This window comes from Oceanobacillus massiliensis str. N'diop (genome assembly GCF_000285495.1).
In the GTDB taxonomy this organism is placed as follows: Bacteria; Bacillota; Bacilli; order Bacillales; family Amphibacillaceae; genus Oceanobacillus; species Oceanobacillus massiliensis.
The window spans coordinates 436,670-455,650 of the sequence record NZ_HE610977.1; the positions used below are offsets into that span (position 1 = coordinate 436,670).

Annotated in this window: 21 protein-coding genes; 5 read left to right on the forward strand and 16 right to left on the reverse strand. The window is 38.7% G+C overall.

The window, feature by feature from the left end; all coding sequences use genetic code 11:
* Positions 1–558: 558 nt before the first annotated feature.
* Together OMHG_RS07750 and OMHG_RS07755 are read right to left on the reverse strand one after the other, a co-directional pair.
* The gene (locus OMHG_RS07750; protein ID WP_044476823.1) at positions 559–1,119 is read right to left on the reverse strand and encodes a helix-turn-helix domain-containing protein; all 561 of its coding nucleotides are present in this window, start codon (positions 1,117–1,119) and stop codon (positions 559–561) included.
* Positions 1,120–1,422: 303 nt separating this feature from the next.
* Entirely contained in the window at positions 1,423–2,208 is a 786-nt protein-coding gene (locus OMHG_RS07755; RefSeq protein WP_010649826.1) for an SDR family oxidoreductase, read from the reverse strand.
* A 190-nt stretch (positions 2,209–2,398) separates the two neighbouring features.
* On the opposite strand from OMHG_RS07755, the gene OMHG_RS07760 reads away from it, so the two are divergent.
* Positions 2,399–2,893 (forward strand): GNAT family N-acetyltransferase, encoded by a 495-nt coding sequence (locus tag OMHG_RS07760; RefSeq protein WP_010649827.1) that lies wholly within the window; start codon positions 2,399–2,401, stop codon positions 2,891–2,893.
* A 120-nt stretch (positions 2,894–3,013) separates the two neighbouring features.
* Here OMHG_RS07760 and abc-f read toward each other — a convergent pair whose 3' ends face one another.
* From abc-f to OMHG_RS07785, 6 genes are all read right to left on the reverse strand, one after another.
* The gene (abc-f, locus tag OMHG_RS07765; protein WP_010649829.1) at positions 3,014–4,912 is read right to left on the reverse strand and encodes a ribosomal protection-like ABC-F family protein; all 1,899 of its coding nucleotides are present in this window, start codon (positions 4,910–4,912) and stop codon (positions 3,014–3,016) included.
* Positions 4,913–5,232: 320 nt separating this feature from the next.
* Positions 5,233–5,361 (reverse strand): RAxF-45 family protein, encoded by a 129-nt coding sequence (locus tag OMHG_RS19330; protein ID WP_010649831.1) that lies wholly within the window; start codon positions 5,359–5,361, stop codon positions 5,233–5,235.
* A gap of 145 nt (positions 5,362–5,506) precedes the next feature.
* Complete coding sequence (locus OMHG_RS07770) at positions 5,507–5,947, reverse strand: HIT family protein (protein WP_010649833.1); 441 nt, start codon at positions 5,945–5,947, stop codon at positions 5,507–5,509.
* Positions 5,948–6,013: 66 nt separating this feature from the next.
* Entirely contained in the window at positions 6,014–6,571 is a 558-nt protein-coding gene (locus OMHG_RS07775) for an isochorismatase family protein (RefSeq protein WP_010649834.1), read from the reverse strand.
* A gap of 312 nt (positions 6,572–6,883) precedes the next feature.
* A complete protein-coding gene (locus OMHG_RS07780; protein WP_010649837.1) occupies positions 6,884–7,789 on the reverse strand; it encodes a hydroxymethylglutaryl-CoA lyase in 906 nt (301 codons plus the stop codon).
* A gap of 274 nt (positions 7,790–8,063) precedes the next feature.
* On the reverse strand, positions 8,064–9,278 hold the full coding sequence (locus OMHG_RS07785; protein ID WP_010649839.1) for a D-alanyl-D-alanine carboxypeptidase family protein: 1,215 nt from the start codon (positions 9,276–9,278) through the stop codon (positions 8,064–8,066).
* Positions 9,279–9,682: 404 nt separating this feature from the next.
* Between OMHG_RS07785 and guaC the strand changes: the two genes are divergently transcribed.
* Positions 9,683–10,666, forward strand: a complete 984-nt coding sequence (gene guaC, locus OMHG_RS07790; RefSeq protein ID WP_010649840.1) for a GMP reductase — start codon at positions 9,683–9,685, stop codon at positions 10,664–10,666.
* 188 nt (positions 10,667–10,854) lie between these two features.
* Here guaC and OMHG_RS07795 read toward each other — a convergent pair whose 3' ends face one another.
* The 3 genes from OMHG_RS07795 to OMHG_RS19335 form a co-directional block, all read right to left on the reverse strand.
* Entirely contained in the window at positions 10,855–12,315 is a 1,461-nt protein-coding gene (locus OMHG_RS07795; protein WP_010649841.1) for a SulP family inorganic anion transporter, read from the reverse strand.
* A gap of 357 nt (positions 12,316–12,672) precedes the next feature.
* On the reverse strand, positions 12,673–13,713 hold the full coding sequence (locus OMHG_RS07800; RefSeq protein ID WP_010649843.1) for a M14 family zinc carboxypeptidase: 1,041 nt from the start codon (positions 13,711–13,713) through the stop codon (positions 12,673–12,675).
* Between the two features lie 183 nt (positions 13,714–13,896).
* Positions 13,897–14,049 carry a hypothetical protein gene (locus tag OMHG_RS19335; RefSeq protein ID WP_336884687.1) on the reverse strand — a complete coding sequence of 51 codons (153 nt, stop codon included), beginning with the start codon at positions 14,047–14,049 and terminating at the stop codon, positions 13,897–13,899.
* Between OMHG_RS19335 and OMHG_RS07805 the strand changes: the two genes are divergently transcribed.
* Positions 14,002–14,253, forward strand: coding sequence for a CHY zinc finger protein (locus OMHG_RS07805; protein WP_336884686.1), 252 nt, complete (start codon positions 14,002–14,004; stop codon positions 14,251–14,253). The genes OMHG_RS19335 and OMHG_RS07805 overlap by 48 nt on opposite strands.
* A 102-nt stretch (positions 14,254–14,355) precedes the next feature.
* On the opposite strand, the gene OMHG_RS07810 is transcribed toward OMHG_RS07805, so the two are convergent.
* Entirely contained in the window at positions 14,356–14,571 is a 216-nt protein-coding gene (locus OMHG_RS07810) for a hypothetical protein (protein ID WP_010649845.1), read from the reverse strand.
* A 286-nt stretch (positions 14,572–14,857) separates the two neighbouring features.
* On the opposite strand from OMHG_RS07810, the gene OMHG_RS07815 reads away from it, so the two are divergent.
* Entirely contained in the window at positions 14,858–15,547 is a 690-nt protein-coding gene (locus OMHG_RS07815; protein WP_147629031.1) for a PRC-barrel domain-containing protein, read from the forward strand.
* 380 nt (positions 15,548–15,927) lie between these two features.
* Here the strand turns inward: OMHG_RS07815 and OMHG_RS18300 are convergent, their stop codons facing one another.
* The 3 genes from OMHG_RS18300 to OMHG_RS07830 all read right to left on the reverse strand — a co-directional run bounded on the left by OMHG_RS18300 (position 15,928) and on the right by OMHG_RS07830 (position 17,397).
* Positions 15,928–16,092, reverse strand: coding sequence for a putative holin-like toxin (locus OMHG_RS18300; protein WP_154648228.1), 165 nt, complete (start codon positions 16,090–16,092; stop codon positions 15,928–15,930).
* 137 nt (positions 16,093–16,229) lie between these two features.
* Positions 16,230–16,643, reverse strand: a complete 414-nt coding sequence (locus OMHG_RS07820) for a helix-turn-helix domain-containing protein (RefSeq protein WP_010649847.1) — start codon at positions 16,641–16,643, stop codon at positions 16,230–16,232.
* Between the two features lie 448 nt (positions 16,644–17,091).
* Positions 17,092–17,397, reverse strand: a complete 306-nt coding sequence (locus OMHG_RS07830; RefSeq protein WP_010649849.1) for a hypothetical protein — start codon at positions 17,395–17,397, stop codon at positions 17,092–17,094.
* A 235-nt stretch (positions 17,398–17,632) separates the two neighbouring features.
* Between OMHG_RS07830 and OMHG_RS07835 the strand changes: the two genes are divergently transcribed.
* Complete coding sequence (locus tag OMHG_RS07835; RefSeq protein ID WP_010649850.1) at positions 17,633–18,226, forward strand: MerR family transcriptional regulator; 594 nt, start codon at positions 17,633–17,635, stop codon at positions 18,224–18,226.
* Between the two features lie 385 nt (positions 18,227–18,611).
* Here OMHG_RS07835 and OMHG_RS07840 read toward each other — a convergent pair whose 3' ends face one another.
* Complete coding sequence (locus tag OMHG_RS07840) at positions 18,612–18,869, reverse strand: hypothetical protein (RefSeq protein ID WP_010649853.1); 258 nt, start codon at positions 18,867–18,869, stop codon at positions 18,612–18,614.
* Positions 18,870–18,981 lie beyond the last annotated feature (112 nt).

Below are 18,981 nucleotides of genomic sequence, written 5' to 3' on the forward strand. Positions count from 1 at the left end.
TTCATAATAAAAGGATCTTTTCTTAAGTATTGTTGTTATTTCTAACTTTGTATTTGATGGAAACAGCGACGTAACAAAAATGATTGATGTGGTAATCGCCACTCCGGAAATACACTTCGCTTTCCACGGGCTCGCGATGAGCCTCCTCGCTCGCAAAGTTCGCTCCCTGTGGGGTCTCATCGTCTTCGCTTTCCCGCAGGAGTCTTCGTGTATTTCCTCCGTTGTGATTTAGCTTTCTGAAAAAAATTACTGATATTCAATTGTTAAGCTGATTGATTGGAGCGCAGGGAAGTCGACTCCAGCGGGAAAAGCAACAGGTGAAGATCCCGCAGGAAGTGGGTTTCTTCCGAGGAAGCTGAAGCGTTGCCCGCGGAAAGCGACTGCACGGAGCGGAAATCGGCAGTTACTTCGCAGTTTATATATTTTATGAAAAACAACAATCTTTGAGAAAACAGCCTAATAAAAAGAAGAACTACCTACGCTCAATCAAACCGATCTGCAATGTACGATGATTTTGCTTTGGACTAACTTAGTCAAATCCTCGGTTTTGCCGTTCCTCTATATCCGATCAATAAAACAGGTCAGTACTTGGGCACCATCGTCATCCACAGGAACAAACAGGTGTGGCTTGGATCCTTGGAAATAAGCACTGTCGCCTTTTTCCATTAATTGCTCATTCCCGTCATAGAGCAAATTTATTGATCCTTCTAATATGTAGATAAATTCGTCTTGTGAATGGGTATATGTCTGATCGAGCCGCTGATTCAGTTTTCTGGGGGTTACATGGACAATCGTCGGCTCAATCCCACTATACTTCGACCTATTTGCCAGAAGCTCATAGGAATACCCCATCCCTTCATCTCCGAACCTCGTTTGCCGATTAGAATTCTTTTGGAATACGATATCCTGTTCAGTTTTATCATCCAAAATCCACGACAACTGCACTCCCAATGCATCGCTAATCTTTGATAAAGTAGCAACAGCAGATGTCGTCTGTCCATTTTCAATTTTCGATAAAAGACTTTTGGAAATTCCGCAATCATCAGCAATTTGCTGCTGTGTTTTCTGATTACGCAAACGTATTTGCTTTATTTTTTTTCCGATATTCTGAAGATCTATAGAAACTCATTCCTTCCATAAGAAATCATATGTATGTTTTTTTATTTATCATAGATGAGGCAATAATTGCAGTCAAGGTACTTCTTAGCTGGAAAATGTTAAAAGGGAAGGCATCTACCCTTGTGTCCATCCCCCAACATAAAAAACTAAGCTAGTTTTATAGTAGACTATTTATCTTCCATTATGAATTTTAATCTCAATAAATTCACAAAAAAAAGACACCTCATTCTCATAGCAACCTATAAAATGAAAAGTGTCTTCTGCTTATTAGATTGTTGAAATACCAGAATCCATGCCGTAAAATCAAATCTCCATATTCCAGCGTTCTTTCTCTGTTTGCTTTAACTGTTCTTCTGTTTCCTGTGGATATACAGTTCGGAACTTATGATGAACCGCCGGTATGATTTCAATCATTTTCTCAATCATATCTGCTGGGTCAAACTGATTTTTCAACCCTTCTTGCTGTTTGAGTATGTCCTCTTTTCTCGTAAAGTTCTTCCCACTGTCGAACCATTTCCATATCTCTTCACCGCTGCGATCATTAAATCCAGTATTATAAGCCCCTGGATTAATGGTCGCCACCTGAACCCCAAATTCGTCAAGCTCCGTTTTTAAGGTCTGTGCAATCCCTTCAAGAGCGTGCTTCGTTGCACTATATGGACCAACATACGGAGTAGCTGAGATACCAGCCATCGAGCTCATAAACACAATTTTTCCGCTACCTTTTTTTACTAGCTTCCGGGCCGCAATTTGCACGGTTTCGAGTGTTGCAAACACATTTACTTCAAACAGCTCCCTGAATCGATCCATCGGCACCTCTCCAAGGGGTCCGCCTTCATTGATTGCTGCGTTTGCCACAAATACATCAAAATCATAAGCCTCTATTTGTGACCGATCTCTCTGATTGGTTATATCGAGTTTAAACACTTCTATATCCAATTCCTTTTCTCTTGCTTCTTGCAACAGATCGGTTTTCTGCGAAGTCAGTTCGGTTGTCGCAATCACATGATGACCATTTTCCGCCAATCCAAATGCCGCCCCTCTTCCAAGCCCGCTCCCAGCGCCAGTAATGAAAATTGTCTTTCCCATCTAATTCCTCCCATTATCCTTTTCTTATATCCATTTTCCCACTAACTCCACTCTTAAAACAATCGGCCCAGTGTATAAAAGTGCTTCAATCTCCCAAAAGAGCAGACCATTTAAAATACTTCTATACAAACGAAGTAGATAAACGTAAAATAATACTTAAATTAAATCTAGAATTCCAGGAGGAAATAGTATGATAACAATAAGAGATGCCGTCATCGAAGATCTTCCAGCTCTATTGGAGATTTATAATTATGCAATAGAAAATCTAACCGCTACGTTTGATTTACAGCAGCAGACTCTGGAAGAACGAAAAAATTGGTTTGATAGCCATGGGGGAAAATATCCGCTAATCATCGCCGAAGAGGATGGCAATGTCATTGGATACAGCAGTCTAAGTCCCTATAATAAAAAATCGGCCTATTCAACAACAGTCGAAATTTCGATATACATAGCTCCAAATCAGCAAGGAAAAGGAATTGGGAGTAAGCTGATGACGGAGATTCTAAGCCTTGCCTCGCAGCTAAACTACCATGCCATTATTGCCGGAATAACGGGCGGAAATGAGGTAAGTGTTCAATTACATAAGAAATTCGGTTTCAAGCTCGCTGGCTCTCTAAAGGAAGTAGGATTCAAATTCGGAGAATGGCAGGATGTTCATTATTATCAATTGATTGTTGGAAAATGATCATCAAAAAACGGCACGCAGGTCCTTCCGCCTCCGTGCCGTTTTTGCTATTTATTTTGAAGCTTCTTGACCAACAGCCAGTCGTAAATTCAGTTAGCCGCTACATGCAATGATTTTGGCTTATCCCAATTGCTCACAATAATCCTCCCACTGCTTCTCCAATGCCTCTTTCTCCTTAAATAATTCCTGTAATTGCACCAAATCGGTTATATCTGCGAGCAACAGATCTATTTCTTCGATCCTTTGCTCCAGTTTCGCTATGGTTTGCTGAAGGTTTTCATGCCATAAATTGCGCTTATTCGTTTCTCGGTTCCCAGATGCGGACTCATCTCTTCTTTCCTTAAAAGCGTTAGAATCCAGTTTATTCAATGGCCCATCTTCCTTGTACAATTTCTTTTCTGCCATTTTCCCCTTGGCATACGTGTAGTTCCCTGCAAACCCATGAACTTCTTTATTTTCAATCCAGTAGATCTTGCCAAATAATTTATTAAGAAAATACCGATCATGCGAGACAGCTACAATAGTTCCTTCATAATCATCCAATGTATCTTCCAGCACTTCCCTAGACTCGATGTCCAAATGATTTGTTGGTTCATCCAAAATAAGCAAGTTAATCTCTTGATACATCAACTGTGCCAAACGCAATCTCATCCTTTCTCCGCCACTCAGCTGAGAAAGTTTTCGAAATACCGCATGGCCATAAAACAGAAACCTGGCCAGAATTTTCCTGGCATCTCCTTCTGCAACCTTCACTTCGTTACGAAATGCTTCAATAATGGATACATCCTCCGTTTCTGAAAATATCTGCTGCGATAGATAGCCGATTTTTACATTGCTTCCAACCTTTACTTTGCCTTCATCTGCCGATATCTGATTAAGCATGAGCTTGATCAATGTTGATTTTCCGGTTCCGTTTTCGCCGATAATCGCCACTCTCTCCTGGTAGGTAACATGCATGTTAACATGTCTGAAAAGCTCCCTCTCACCGAATCGCTTTGTCACTCCCCTTAGTATCATTACATCATTCCCGCTTCGATCAGAAGAATCCATATCAAGACTCATTTTTTTCCTATTTAAAATGGGCCGGTTCAGCTTTTCCATCCTTTCCAATGCCCGTTCCATATTTCTTGCCCTTTTATGAAGACCTTCATTTGGGGGATTTGCTCTATTCGCCCAATCTCTTAGCCGCTTAATCGCTTCCTTCATCTTCTTTATCTTCTTTTGCTGCTCTTCATAGGCATGGAACTCTTGGAGGAGTCTCTCTTCCTTTGCTTTTACAAAGCCGGAAAAGTTTGTAGGATAACTGTCCAAGTTCCCGTCTTCCAAATCAAGAATCTTATTGACAACCTCGTCCAGAAAGTATCTGTCATGGGATATGACGACAACCGTTCCAGCATAATCCCGCAGGAAATTACCAAGCCATTCAACAGCCATTAGATCAAGATGATTTGTCGGTTCATCCAATAATATTAGATTAGGCTTTTTCAATAATGTTAGACAGAGGCCCACTTTCGTCTTTTCACCCCCACTTAAAGAAGAAAACTGCTTAGCCAATAGTTCCTTTATGTTTAATCCATTTGCAATTTTTTCGATATTGGCTTCTATTTCATATCCTCCATTTAGACGAAAACGATCTTGGATATCTCCATAAACCTCCATTACCTTTTGCAGCCTATCCGGGTTTGTTTCTCTGCTCATTTCTCCCTCTATATTCTTCATATCCGCTTCTATTTCCATCAGTTCAGAAAAAGCAGTCATCACTACCTCTTTTGCAGTTAGCTTGCTTTGATAATCTGGAATTTGCTCCAGATAACCGATTTTTAACTCTTTTTTCCAATGGATCTGCCCGCTATCAGGAGTTTCTCTTCCAGCCAGCAACCGAAATAGCGTTGTTTTCCCGCTTCCGTTGCGTCCAACTAAACCTACTCTGTCTTTTTCTTTAATTTCAGTCGTTATATCTTCAAAAATGGTCGTCCCACCATACATCTTTTTCACTTTACTGACACTGCATACAATCATGTAACATTCCTCCTTCAATTAAGACACTTTCTTAAAAATCGTTATTTTGAAAATTAGTTATAAACTGCAATTTTAAACCGATGATGCGCCCAATCTCCCTTTAAAAAGTGAGGATTTGGGCATATTAGCCGTTGCAGCTAGGCTGTGTTCAACATTAAGCAATGATTAAAAGCACAAAAAGGAGCCAACACAAAAAAGCCATGGAAATAAACACTCTCCCATGACTCGATAAATTAGGAAATGATGGCATAGAAAAAGAGAGCAAGAAACGCTCTCCCTAACCTTCCTTATAAAATGTGGGTATAGAGATGTTTTCACTGTTATTGTTTTGCTATAAAGTTGCTAAAAAAGGGCATACGTATCCCGTTGGCAGCTAAATCAGCAAATTTTGCACGTGTAAAATACAAGAAATCAATCCAGAACCCGTGCCTTATAACAGTATGAAACATCCTTTCCCACCTCCGTTCTTAAATAGTTATTTATATTTTATAATTTTTTAGATTACTTTTCAAGTTATTTTATTTTTCATGCTATTTTGGAAGCCCATTAAAATCCGAACAGAGCCGTCTCTTCTTCTGTTATCAGCTATTTAAGCTACTTTTTTAACTTTTGTATCGCTTCCTTTAGCATGTTCTTTGTTTCCAATAGATTTCCTTCCCCCATAGAGAAGTCTTGTGGTTCATCCGAGTAAAAATTGCCAAACTGCTGGTTTTCATATCTTGGTACTACGTGCATATGATAATGAGTCAGTTCGTTAAAGATGCCGCCATTTTGTATGATTGTAATACCATCCGGTTTATATATCAGCTTAAGTGCTTTCGATAGCAGAATGGATGCATTCATAATTGCACTGGCAGTATCGATGTCCAGTTCATCAGCTTCTACAACATGCCGCTTAGGTAAAATCAGTGCATGTCCTTCATTAAAAGGTTCATGATCTAAAAAACAAGAAACATAATCATCCTCATAAACAACATACACTGGCTCAAGTCTATTCGCCAATGCACATCCTACACATTCCTTCTTATGCTCCATTGTGGTTCATCCCTTTACATTTCGAGAATTTCTGTACACATTCAGAATTAGATGGTTCTGAAAGTATTAACGGTAATCCTCGTGCTTTGGTATAAAAAGATCTTCATTAGAATTTCTCACCATAGAAAAATTGTCCACATTATAATGTCCGTGAAGGATTTCATTATGGTGCTGGATGATTTGTTCGGCAGATAGCGTTTCTGATTTGGATGTAGAATGTCCATCTCCAACTAGGGTGACATCAAAATGATTGACTGTAGCCGTTCTCACCGCTGTATCGATACAATATGGTGTCTCGCAGCCCATAATCACGATGTGCTCGATACTCTTACCATCCAAGTATGCTTTTAAAGGTGTAGCATAGAATGCGTTTGTTGCTGCCTTATCAAATATTGCGGCTGTTGATGGCACCTTTATGTCTTTATGTATCTGAAACCCGTCACCTTCTCCATTTGCTACATCAACATCTCTTATGAAAATGATAGATATATTCGCCATAATCGCTTCATCTATGACATGATTAATGCTGGTAATCAGTCTCTGTTTCTCAAAGACTCCCTCCTCTTCTTTTCCGCCATCAATTAAATCCTGTTGTGCATCGATTATTAGTAATGCTTGATTCACATGAGCCCCTCCTCAGATTAGGAAAGTTATTTCCCTCGCCTATTTCGTCTCTTCCCTGATACCTTCTAATTCTGCTTCCTTATAGGAATCTCCTTCTTTTTAAAAAAATTTAGCAAGAATATTTGATAGAATATTTGTAAGATAATTTGAATAGAAGCAAAGATCTCCATCATGTTGAAGCTTGCACTTTAAGAAGCAAACGCTTATAGCGCAATGACTGACCATTTTCCCGCTGAATCTGTAGCGAAGTGTATTTCAGAAAGGATAAGAAAAACGCTCCATCAATATTCTGATGAGGCGCTTTTATTTGACTTACTGTGCGTTAGCAAGGTATGCGAGTGATCTGCTTGGCAGTGTCTTCTCTAATTTCCTTTGGATATATTCTCCGGCATCCTGTATTTTTTTCTCCTTGATACCGGTATTTATACCAAGTCCGTGCAGCAGATAAAGAACATCATTTGTCGCTACATTCCCTGCCGCTCCAGGTGCATAGGGACAGCCACCCAGCCCACCGACCGTGCTATCAAATCGATTAATGCCATAATGCATTGCTGTCATGATATTAGCTATTGCCATTCCTCTTGTATCATGAAAGTGGAGAATCAGCTTTTCCTTTGGATATCGCTTCAACAGCTCCTCTAAAAGCAGCTCTACCTGTGTCGGAACAGCAGTACCAATCGTATCTCCCAAAGATAGATCATCTACACCTGATTCAAGGAGTTTATCGCAGACCTTCAATACTTGTTCCGGAGAAATCGGACCTTCATACGGGCAGGCAAAAACTGTAGAGATATATCCAGTAACCCTCTTATCAGCATTCTTGGCTTCACGGACTACATCATGAAGTACTGGAAATGTGGCGTCAATCGTTTTATTGATGTTTTTCAGATTATGCGATTCACTTGCCGACATAAAAATAGATGCTCCGTCGATCTCTGCCTCCAGGGCATATTCAAGTCCTTTCCTATTAGGAACAAGTGCAGAGTACATTACTTTTGGGTTTCTCTTTATTTGCTTCCCTACTTTTCTGGAATCCGATAGAGCAGGAATCATTTTAGGACTGACAAACGATGTATATTCAATCTCACGGACTCCGGACTCAGAAAGCATATCAATCCATGTCACTTTGTCTTCGGTTGAAATCCATTTCTTTTCATTTTGCAGTCCATCACGAGGGCCAACTTCTTTAATTTGAACAAAATCCGGGAACCTTCCCATAAAATTCCTCCGTTCAATTTGGAAATCCGAAGCGTGCAATCCACCAAAAGAATACGCTTTCAGGATTAGTTATTTAAGCTTTTATGCTGACCGTTTCTTATCATTTTACAATATATTCAATCCTGTTTATTTTCATTCAACTTTGTTGAATAGAGTATATAACAAATATTCAAACAATGTCAATGTAAGTCAACTCAAGATTATATAAAAAACTCTCCTGATAGGATATGAATCAGGAGGGTTTCCGGTGACTGACCGTTTTTTATCTAAACAATCAATAAAAGTAATTATCGTTTTTATTGAACTTTCTTTTAATCATTTTGACGAACAACAAAAGAATCATCACGAGTACAAGCGCTATTATGAAAACGGGGAGACCAGATAAGACCTTGTCAAAAATAGAGCTTCCATTCTGATTGTCAGATGATCCTTTAGCAGATGCTTTATTGACGATTCCACTGCTTTCATCATTCACTTTCTCTAACTGGAACGAAGCGATTTCCCTGCGCTGATTTACAATTTTGAGTGTGCCGTCTTCCTCCATAATTTTATGGATGTCATCGTCAGGTGAATATGTATAGGAAATATTATGAGTAGCCGTGTATTCCTCACCCTCAACACGAAACATATCCCCTTTTCCAATGCTGGATGTATTGAAATTCTCAAAACCATAGTCCAGCAGATTAATAGTATCGCTATATGCCTGATCGTCTGTGCTGCTCTTTAGTGTAACAGCAATCAAACTCACACCATCTCTTTCCGCCGACGTTACGAGCGTATATCCGGACAAGGATACAAAGCCATTTTTACCTCCCGTCACGCCATCATAAGGTATTTCTTCTTTTACCAGCTTATGATGCGTTTGAATGGTAGTGTTCCAGGTTTTCCCGTACCACTCTAATTCTTTTGTACCGAAAATCTTCCTAAAATCGTCATTTTTTAGTGCATGCTGTGTAATTTTTGCTAAATCAGCAGCTGTTGTAAGATGTTTTTCATCAAACAGGCCGTGCGGATTAACGAAGTGAGTTTGTGTTGTACCAATCACATCTTCCAAATACGTATTGAGTTCTTTGGAAAACCGACTTACACTTCCACTCAAATGTTCTGCTATCGCAACTCCCGCATCATTACCTGAATTAATCAATAAACCTTGAATTAGTTTCTTTAATGGAACTTCTTCTCCTTCTTCCAGAAAAACAGTTGTACCTTCCACATTTCTGGCGCTGGCATTCTCACTCACTGTGACCACATCGTCCAGCTTTCCGGTTTCGATAGCAAAAATAGCTGTTGCTATTTTGGTAACACTTGCAGGATACATTTGTGCATTGGCATTTTTATCATAAAGAACTTGCCCGGAATTGGCTTCTAGTAAAATAGCAGCTTCACTTTCTATCTCTGGCGATGGGGGTGATGAATCTGCAAACGATTGGGGGACGAACATCATATTCAGAACTAGCGTAACAATCATCATTAATCCTGTTTTTTTCATATTAAATTACTCCATGTGTTTAGTATTGTATGTAAACTATGTACTATTTTAGGTTAAAGGTACGGAATAAATATGTAAATAATTATCGATATTTGTAATATACACCTAATATTTTAGGTAATATATGGTAAAGTTTATTTCCATATTTGAATGGGTCTCGAGTATGGTTACATTCGGATTTCACTGTTCAGTGAGCCAGCTGATTCCCGCCCGAAACATGACTGCCTGTTCCCTCGAGTATTAGCCCGACACCGCAAATACACCTAGAGTAGTTTACTAGAACTTTATTCTTCGGACAAGTCAAAACCATAAACATTGACTTCCATTTAAAAATGCGTTAAATTACTAAAGGCGAACATTTAATAAAAAGTTTTTAATAATATACGTTTTTAGGAGTGTTAAATATGGAAAATGCATTTGATTACGAAGATATACAGTTAATTCCTGCAAAATGCGTAGTAGACAGCCGTTCTGAATGTGATACAACTGTAAGCTTTGGCGGCAGGGAATTTAAACTGCCTGTCGTGCCAGCCAATATGCAAACTATAATAGATGAAAAGAATGCTATTTATTTAGCTGAAAATAATTATTTTTATATCATGCACCGTTTTAATCCTGAAAAGCGTTTATCCTTTGTTCAGGATATGCAGGAGCGCGGACTTTTTGCTTCTATCAGTGTTGGGGTAAAAGAAGAAGAATATGAATTCATCAACCAATTAAAAGAAGCAAGGCTAACACCTGAATATATAACAATTGATATAGCACACGGGCATTCCAATGCAGTGATTGAAATGATCAAGCACATTAAAGTACATCTGCCTGAAAGTTTTGTTATTGCAGGAAATGTAGGAACCCCTGAGGCCGTTAGAGAACTCGAACATGCTGGAGCAGATGCAACCAAGGTCGGTATTGGACCAGGTAAGGTATGTATTACGAAAATCAAAACAGGATTTGGAACAGGTGGATGGCAGCTGGCTGCACTTCGCTGGTGTGCAAAGGCTGCAAGTAAGCCAATTATAGCTGATGGTGGTATTCGTACACATGGGGATATTGCTAAATCCGTACGATTCGGTGCGTCCATGGTCATGATCGGCTCCCTTTTCGCAGGCCATGAAGAATCACCTGGAGAAACATTTGAAAAAGATGGGAAACTCTTTAAAGAATATTTCGGTTCAGCCTCTGAATTTCAAAAAGGCGAAAAGAAAAATGTAGAAGGCAAGAAAATGTTTGTGGAGCATAAAGGGTCCCTACAAGATACATTGACTGAAATGGAGCAGGACCTTCAATCTTCAATTTCGTATGCGGGCGGCAATAAACTGGAACATATTCGCAATGTCGATTATGTAGTTGTTAAAAACTCAATATTTAACGGGGACAAAGTGTATTGATTTAGATTTCCCGAAGAAAAACGGACGTTAAAAGTGAGTAACGAGATTTATTGAATAGTCTTTTACTAATAGAATCAAACAAAAAAGTGAACCTAACTCCTTCAAGTTAGGTTCACTTTTTTTGTCACCAAGGCCGGATAGCTTTATGAATCCCATTATCAAAATTAAGATGCTGCATTTGGTCCCTGTTAATGACCGGAAGCATCAGAAAGACCAGCCATCTGATTTTTCAATTGTTTACTTTCATCGTTTAAGCCAATATAGTTCACTTTAATATCTCTCTGTGCAAATTTCATTTCAATTTTATCTAACACACCAATTGCAGAATCATCCCATAAATGGGCCATTGTTAAGTCAATGTCAACTTCCTTTATGAAATCATCAAAATTGAATTTACTTGGGAAGTCACTGACAGATGCGAAGAAAAGTTGACCCTCTACATGATAAATCTTCTTTTGTTCACGCAGCACAAGTTCTTCAGTCACTTTAATTTTAGATATCTTAGCTGCAAAAAATATGGCACTTAACAATACCCCTGCCAAGACTCCAACCGCTAAGTTATGTGTTGCCAGAACAACCGCTACAGTTGTAATCATAACGATAGCATCTGTTTTTGGAATCCTTCCGAGGTTTTTAACAGATGACCAGTCAAATGTACTTATCGCTACCATGATCATGACACCTGCTAGTGCAGCAAGAGGAATTTGTACGACCAATCCACCTAATACTACAATCAGGAACATAAGAAACACTCCTGCTATAAGTACAGACAGACGACCTCTGCCGCCGGATTTAACATTAATAACCGATTGTCCAATCATTGCACAGCCTGCCATCCCGCCAAAGAAACCAGCCACTATATTTGCAATCCCCTGACCACGGCTCTCTTTATTTTTGTTGCTTTCTGTATCTGTCATATCATCAATAATAGTAGCCGTCAGTAAAGATTCTACCAACCCTACAATTGCCAACGATAAAGAGTATGGAAGGATAATCATCAAAGTTTCCAGTGAAATTGGGATATCTGGCAGGAAAAATACCGGCAGTTCTCGGGTAATTGTTCCCATATCGCCAACCGTTCCGATATGCATATTCCCGTATATAACAATACATGTAACCACGACAATTGCCACTAATGTGGATGGGACGACCTTCGTAATTCTAGGAAATAAGTATATAATTGCCAATGTCAAACCTACCAGAGCATACATGATCCATGATTCGCCTTCAAAGTGTGGCAATTGGGCTGTAAAAATCAAGATCGCTAAGGCATTTACAAATCCGGTCATTACGGAACGAGGAACAAACTTCATTGCCTTTGCCAGTTTAAAAACGCCAAACAAAATCTGAATTACACCTGTTAAAATGGTTGCTGCCAGTAAATATTGCAACCCATGCTCCGCTATCAGATTAACCATAACTAAAGCCATGGCACCAGTTGCTGCTGAAATCATACCTGGTCTGCCACCAACAAAAGCCATTACCACCGCAATACAAAATGAGGCGTAGAGACCAACCATTGGGTCCACGCCCGCGATAATAGAGAAGGCAATTGCCTCTGGAATAAGGGCCAAGGCTACCACTATACCTGCCAGTATATCTCCTCTAATATTTCCAAACCACTCCTGTTTTAATTGCTGTACGTTCAATTGTGCACCCTCTTTATAGAATTTTATCGTAAAAAATATATAGTAACTTCCGACTCTCACAAAAGTTAAGTTCAAATTCAATAAATCGAATCATACCATAGACTTCTTTTAATATAAAACACCATGTATACGTGAACAATCGATATTTCCTGCGAATAACTCCAAATTCCTTTAATTATCTATAATAATTACTATTATTGCTGTTTGCACCAAATTATTTTAATATAATAAATCAGAATCAATCGAGCAATGTAAAATCAGTAATGGAGTAATTTCTGATATCGGTAAATGAGATAATACAGCCACAAAAAACACCACTTTGACAGCAAATCAAAGCGGTGTGTTAATGTATTTAATTTATTCTTCTGGCCTTGTATTCTGATAGGATAATGTATCCCAAAAGGAAACATCCTGCTGCTCAATGGATCGGTCAGAGATTGCTTCTGCAGTGGCAGTTAGTGTGTTTACGGTTTGTTTAATCAAATAGCCATTACTCTTTTGCCCTAGAACATAAGAATCGTAATAGTGATCTGACATACCCCGCATTTCAAATAATAATGTAGAAATGCCATATTCTACTGCAATCCCGTTTCGGCTGATGGTTTCAGCAGACCCTCCATTATATTTTCCGATATGTCCCCATCCAGTTGCATCGATTTCGTTGAATACGACCGCACCTAACTGTTTGGATTTCTGGACTAGCGCTGGATCAGCATTTTCTGTAGTTGGATATAGAATTGAGCCGGATACAAGCTCGCCATCCCGCTCACTGCGAGCTCCCTGATGATGCAGGTCGATCATGTAATCAATATCATATTTTGCTAATACATTGTCATGCAGTGCATTCGTTTCTGGTTGAATCTTATCAACGTGGTCACGATTTAAATCAACCTCATTTGCATTATAGCGGGTCAGATGACGTTCACCGTCTGCAATATAATCATCCAAGGAAAAATCAACATCCCCCATTGCTCCATCTGCATTCAGCATGGGTACAATCAGAATATTGACACCATCCAATATTCCCTTCGTCTTGCCAGTTCCTAAATGCTTAATGAATTCCAATGTTCCTTCTGTCGTCAGCTGTTCATTTCCATGCTGTTGCGTTAAATACAGTATTGTTGGATTATCGAGATTGGTCATATATTTTACCAGATGGATATCTCTTCCCTTTACTGTTTGCCCAATGACTTCCACTTCCATCTGATCCTGTTTTAAATCCTGTTTTCGCAGGAAGCTGACCATTTCATCATACGTATGCAAGATGGACGTATTAATCGTTTCATTTCCGCCATAACCAGGACCATTCCCCACTGCATTTGCGATTGGGGAGCCAACAGAAATCCCTCCCAAGATAAGTGAGCCTGCTACCGTAAACGTTAAAATTTTTCGTTTCATAATCATCCCTCCATTTTTTTAATTTCATAACAGTCATTTTCTGTAAATGCTTGACGAAATCCTGCATAAATTGTAAAAATAAGAGATAATACTCAGAAAATTAGAGCTTATAAGGAGATAGTCTTGTGACCATTTTACAATAGTTTAAAAAAAGACAGATTTCATTTAAACTTAAGGAAACAATCAAAGGAGCTGATCTAATTGATGATTCATTCTATTAATGTAAAAGGAGCTATCGATGGAGAGACACGCTGCAAGCATTATTTCAGCGATAATGACCGGATTGCAATAAAATTCTACTGCTGCAATGAATATTTCCCTTGCTTTAAATGTCATGAGGAATATGGATGTAGAGAAATGGCTATTTGGCCTGAGAACAAATTTGAAGAAAAGGCTATCTTATGTGGTTCATGCGGTGAGGAAATTACAATCCGAGACTATCTAAACAGCGGTTATTCATGCCCTTTATGCCGAAGAGCTTTCAATCCAGGTTGTTCTACTCATCTTGACCTGTACTTCGAAAAGAAGCCGGCAGATTGAATCTTATAAAACATCGGACTAGGATCTCTGCAAAAAAACGCATATTTCATCATTCGAATATGCGCCTATCCAATTATATTTGAATTCAAATAAAAATGTATCTCAATAATCCTCTTGACCATCTTCTTTAATAGAGGCTGCCGGGTCAGTTTCAGCTTCTTCTTTTCGTTGGAACCCTTTATCTAAATTACCGGCATTTTCAATATCACCAGAAGCTTTATAACCTGCAATTTCCATATTGGAGGTTGTCCCATAAAGACCCATCCCACCCAATTTCACATTCATCTTTTCTTCTTGCTGCTGCTTTTTCTTATCCATCTTTTTCTCACCTCCTAATCGTAATATAACCAACAGGGAACATTATATAGATAAAAATTCCACCATAATACATGGCTTACAATAGTATCTCCAATAAAATATTACATCTAATAAATCAAAACAAAGTACATATATTAAATAGTGAGAAGATTTTAATTGAAACAGCGACTATATGGTCAATCATTTAGCCTCTGACTTACAGATCCATGGTTTGTTTTAGATTGAGAAAAGAAAGGGTATAGACCACTATAAAGGAGAGATGAAATTGTTATATTACACTTCTCAATTGAAAACTTATAATATTGATGCAACTGACGGTGAGCTTGGTAAGATTAATGATTTATATGTAGATGACAGAAATTGGTCCATACGCTACGCGAGTATAGATTCCAGAAAATGGCTTCCAGGAAGGAAGATTCTGTTAGCGCCTTCTTCTTTTGTCGAAGTGAATGAGGCAGAAAAGAAACTGGCTGTGAAATATGACAAAGAAACAATCAGGAACAGTCCAGATGTATCCGAAAATACGAATGTCTCTGGGGAGCATCAGCAAAGGATAAACGAATATTATGGCTGGGGAAATTTAGGTGGTAATGTGATGTATGCGGCTGGAGGAGTCTACGCAGGAAATGGTACCCAACCACCAACAGCGGAAGAAATCGAACCATTACAAGATGATAAGCCGAACAAAGCGCTAAGGAGCGAAGATGCGTCTATCGGTTTCAGAGTACACGCTAATGGCGGTAAGCTCGGTACTGTTGCTGACTTCATCTACAATGATAAAACCTGGATGATTGAACATATTATCGTTGAAACCAACAATAGCTTATTAACACCAAAATATTACACGTTCAGTACCGATAAGATTCAGTCTGCAGACTGGCAGGAAGGAGACTTGTATATCGACGAGTCAATCCAGATGATTCAAAATCTGGAACCTTATAAAAACAAAGAGGATATCCTTTCTTTCTTGATTTAGGTATGTCTTCTTTACTTTATGGATAAGATAATTTCCTAGGTGCGGCATTACCGAAGCAGATTGAACTTATGCCTTTTCCAAAATTGAATCTAAATAGCAATTCCAGCATCAGCAGAATAATTATTATAGAAACCAGGGAAGTTTTTTCCTTCCTGGTTTCTTTTTGCATAACTAGAATAAACGATTTGATTAAAGGAAAATGAACAGCACCGTTATTTCACCATTTCGTTTAAAGAATACATATTAACTTCATACAAGTACAGATTCATGATTAGTTGTTTCTATTTTTTCCACTTTCCCCTAATTGGGCAAGACTCACTTATGTTCACTCGCATTTGGCAGGCATAGATTATCCCCAATGTCTAAAGACCTCAAAACAGCTATTTCTTTTGGTCTGACAATACCGCAACCAGCAATGACCCAAATGAAATCATCAAAACAAGCGTTTCGAATACTGTCATTGTCGTTCCCCCTTCCCTTTTTAAGTCAGGAGACACATCGTTTCGCTCATTACAGATTTCACAGTCATTTTTATTAAATGGCATTCGCTTGAAATAGTGTCATGATATCGGCATAACGTTTTTGATATGTTAGCGTTATTTTTATTATGTTTCAAGATATGTCGACTCGTGCTTGTCCTATTACATAAATTTACAAAAATAAAAAAGACTAAGTATATAACTTAATCTTGTTCTAGATAAATGCACTGTTGTAATGGCGGGGAACCAAGCACCAGCCATATTTTGATAAACAATTCCAAGCGCGGCTGAGAAACATTGTTGAAAATTTTACTAATGTTTGGCGGTTGCATATTCAGCTGTTCAGCAACGTCTTTAATATAAATATTTTTCTGTCGAGCTATTTCTTTAAATCGATTTTTAATGATTGGCTGTCCATTGCCTAAAAAAGGATTGATTAAATCAAAGTGCCTTATTTGTTCTATTTTATCAATGATACTGCCAATGATGAATTCTTCAACCTTGTAATCATCATTCCGATGTTTATCCCGGTGGCGATTAATTAGATTTTCCAGCTCCGTAAATTCTTTTATATGCTCATATGTCCTGTCATTAAGCTGAATGGTTATTTCTTTCATGTATAAGTCACCTCAGAATTGGAGATTGTATAATTGAAAGGGATGATAAATGTGAAGAATTATCAACATAATGACAAAGATGAAGACGTTATAGAAATTATTCATGAAACATTTGATAAGGGCAGAAACGGTTAGTCCTTATTAGTAGGACAAGCCCCAAGGGGATAATCAATTCCCCTATTATTTACATATTCTTATTCTCGTCCAAAAATTCCATTTGATTAACTTTAATTGCCTTTTCAATTCGCACAACCGAGAGCCTGGAAATTTTATGCAAGCTTTGGAAACATTGATATGTTACTAGCATTGGACTGTGCAGCCATATTTCGAAATACTGATCGTCACTGGAATCGGCTGATGGTCGCGCTTCGTTTTCTAAAGCAGAATAAAGACAGCCCTTCACCAAAAGACAGACCTCCATGGAGGTCTGTCTATTTGTTAGTAACGATTACTGTTCACTATTCTCTTCATCTTTAGCATCTGATTCTGCGTTTGGATCATCTGAGCCATCTTCTGATTGATCTTCCTCCACATCACCGCTTGGTTCCTCTGAAGATTCTCCTTCAGGTGCTTCAGCGGGATCTTCTTCAGGTGTGTCTGACGGTTTCTCTGTTGGTGTTTCTTCACTAGGGGTCTCTGGCGTTTCTACAGGTGGAGTCGGTGATTCTTCGATTTCTTGCCCGGGGTCATCGCCACAGGCAGCTAGCAAACCGGATGCAAGCAGGATCGTTCCAATCCATTTAAACTTCTTCATTTTATTCAATCCTTTCTTTCTAAGATGCCTTATAAAGACTATTTCCAAATTGAACGAACTTAAAACAATGAATTTAGATTCTTAATTCGATGTTTATTTTTATAGAATTTTACAAAAATAGAAGCAATCTCAGGCAGGATTTATACTTTTTATAAAGAATATATTATAAACGCGGCAATTTAGAGAAGTGCAGAATAGCTTAACTGATCTGGATATTATGAAGGGAGAAGATTGTATGAAAATTAATGACTATCAGCGAAGTTATAGCCTATCCGACATAGCACGCCAGTTAGGTCGGCCACGTACCACTGTGCAGGAGTGGCGGAATCAATTTAAACAATACCTTCCAACTGTCAGCGGTACAGAGGGGCGGACATTACGTTACGACGAAAAAGCAGTAGCGCTTTTTGAACTGATTGCACGGATGAAGGACGCTAATGAACCACCAAGCATGATAGAAAAGGCTTTGACAGGGTCAGTCGAGATCACTACTATCGAGTACGAAGATATAGAGGAAAATCGTTCGCCTATGTTTGCACAAATGTATGAAGGATTTAAACAATTGGCCGCAGCCCTTGACAAACAACAAGAGCATAATGAACTGATATTGAGAGAACTGCAGGAGCTGCGACAGGTACAAGCAGCTGATAAGCAAACACATATGGATAACCACCGCGAACTCATGGAAAGATTCGAGCAGCAAAGCTATATAGACGAAAGCTTAAAGCAGCGTGACGCCAAGCTATTGGAGACGATGCACGAGCTGCAGAAGAAAAAAGACAAAGAAAATCGGCAAGGACGGCTAATCCCCAAGTTATTTAGCAAGTGAAGTCTGTAAATCACAATAAACGATACATGAATAAAAGTGATATGGCATCCATATGATTAAGGATTCCTTGATTTTCCTCCTGAAATTCCCAAAGAAATCTCCAAAGCATCTAAATAATATTCCTTACGGGACACTGCTGCCAACCGGAACTGAACGAACTGAAATCCTCTTTTGGTCGAGGGATGAATCGTTATGATAACTCCATTTCCATACACACCCTTCTTAGTCAAAAATTTTAACAGGATTGACTGGGCTCTCAGCTGAATCCTATTATTTTCCAATTTTTAATTTAAGTAATTTGTCGTTTGGCAAGACCTAAAAAAAGCTTGCGAAGAACAGATTTCTCCATTCTTCGCAAGCCAAAATAACAGCTAGTAATAGAAAACTAAAACCAGCCTCCGCAGCGGGAGCATTTTCGGTGGTTATTGTTTTGTTCTTCTGCACCCCTTACATTATTTGTACGCACAACTACCTGATCAGCGTTTATGACCGGTCTCCTTTGGCTATTGCAATCTCTGCTAGGTGAAGTTTGATTACAGCAGCGTTTTTGATTTTCATTTATGATAATTACTTCATCAGCGCGTATCATCACATCATCTACGTTATCTTCTTTTCGACAATTACGGTTACGATATACAGACATTTACATACCCTCCCTTCTACTTACTACAACATATGTTTATTAGAGGACAGTGAATAGACAGGAGTATCTGCTTTTCTATAAATGTGCTTTTCAATCTCCTTCCAACACACAG

What these genes read in the sequence shown, in the direction of transcription:
- OMHG_RS19330 (WP_010649831.1), bottom strand. Translation starts at nt 5,361, where the DNA reads ATGTTTCATACTGTTATAAGGCACGGGTTCTGGATTGATTTCTTGTAT.
- OMHG_RS07820 (WP_010649847.1), bottom strand. Translation starts at nt 16,643, where the DNA reads ATGAAAGAAATAACCATTCAGCTTAATGACAGGACATATGAGCATATA.
- guaC (WP_010649840.1), top strand. Translation starts at nt 9,683, where the DNA reads ATGGAAAATGCATTTGATTACGAAGATATACAGTTAATTCCTGCAAAA.
- OMHG_RS07780 (WP_010649837.1), bottom strand. Translation starts at nt 7,789, where the DNA reads ATGGGAAGGTTCCCGGATTTTGTTCAAATTAAAGAAGTTGGCCCTCGT.
- OMHG_RS18300 (WP_154648228.1), bottom strand. Translation starts at nt 16,092, where the DNA reads ATGCCATTTAATAAAAATGACTGTGAAATCTGTAATGAGCGAAACGAT.
- OMHG_RS07800 (WP_010649843.1), bottom strand. Translation starts at nt 13,713, where the DNA reads ATGAAACGAAAAATTTTAACGTTTACGGTAGCAGGCTCACTTATCTTG.
- abc-f (WP_010649829.1), bottom strand. Translation starts at nt 4,912, where the DNA reads ATGATTGTATGCAGTGTCAGTAAAGTGAAAAAGATGTATGGTGGGACG.
- OMHG_RS07835 (WP_010649850.1), top strand. Translation starts at nt 17,633, where the DNA reads ATGAAAATTAATGACTATCAGCGAAGTTATAGCCTATCCGACATAGCA.
- OMHG_RS19335 (WP_336884687.1), bottom strand. Translation starts at nt 14,049, where the DNA reads ATGACATTTAAAGCAAGGGAAATATTCATTGCAGCAGTAGAATTTTAT.
- OMHG_RS07755 (WP_010649826.1), bottom strand. Translation starts at nt 2,208, where the DNA reads ATGGGAAAGACAATTTTCATTACTGGCGCTGGGAGCGGGCTTGGAAGA.
- OMHG_RS07770 (WP_010649833.1), bottom strand. Translation starts at nt 5,947, where the DNA reads ATGGAGCATAAGAAGGAATGTGTAGGATGTGCATTGGCGAATAGACTT.
- OMHG_RS07830 (WP_010649849.1), bottom strand. Translation starts at nt 17,397, where the DNA reads ATGAAGAAGTTTAAATGGATTGGAACGATCCTGCTTGCATCCGGTTTG.
- OMHG_RS07785 (WP_010649839.1), bottom strand. Translation starts at nt 9,278, where the DNA reads ATGAAAAAAACAGGATTAATGATGATTGTTACGCTAGTTCTGAATATG.
- OMHG_RS07810 (WP_010649845.1), bottom strand. Translation starts at nt 14,571, where the DNA reads ATGGATAAGAAAAAGCAGCAGCAAGAAGAAAAGATGAATGTGAAATTG.
- OMHG_RS07760 (WP_010649827.1), top strand. Translation starts at nt 2,399, where the DNA reads ATGATAACAATAAGAGATGCCGTCATCGAAGATCTTCCAGCTCTATTG.
- OMHG_RS07840 (WP_010649853.1), bottom strand. Translation starts at nt 18,869, where the DNA reads ATGTCTGTATATCGTAACCGTAATTGTCGAAAAGAAGATAACGTAGAT.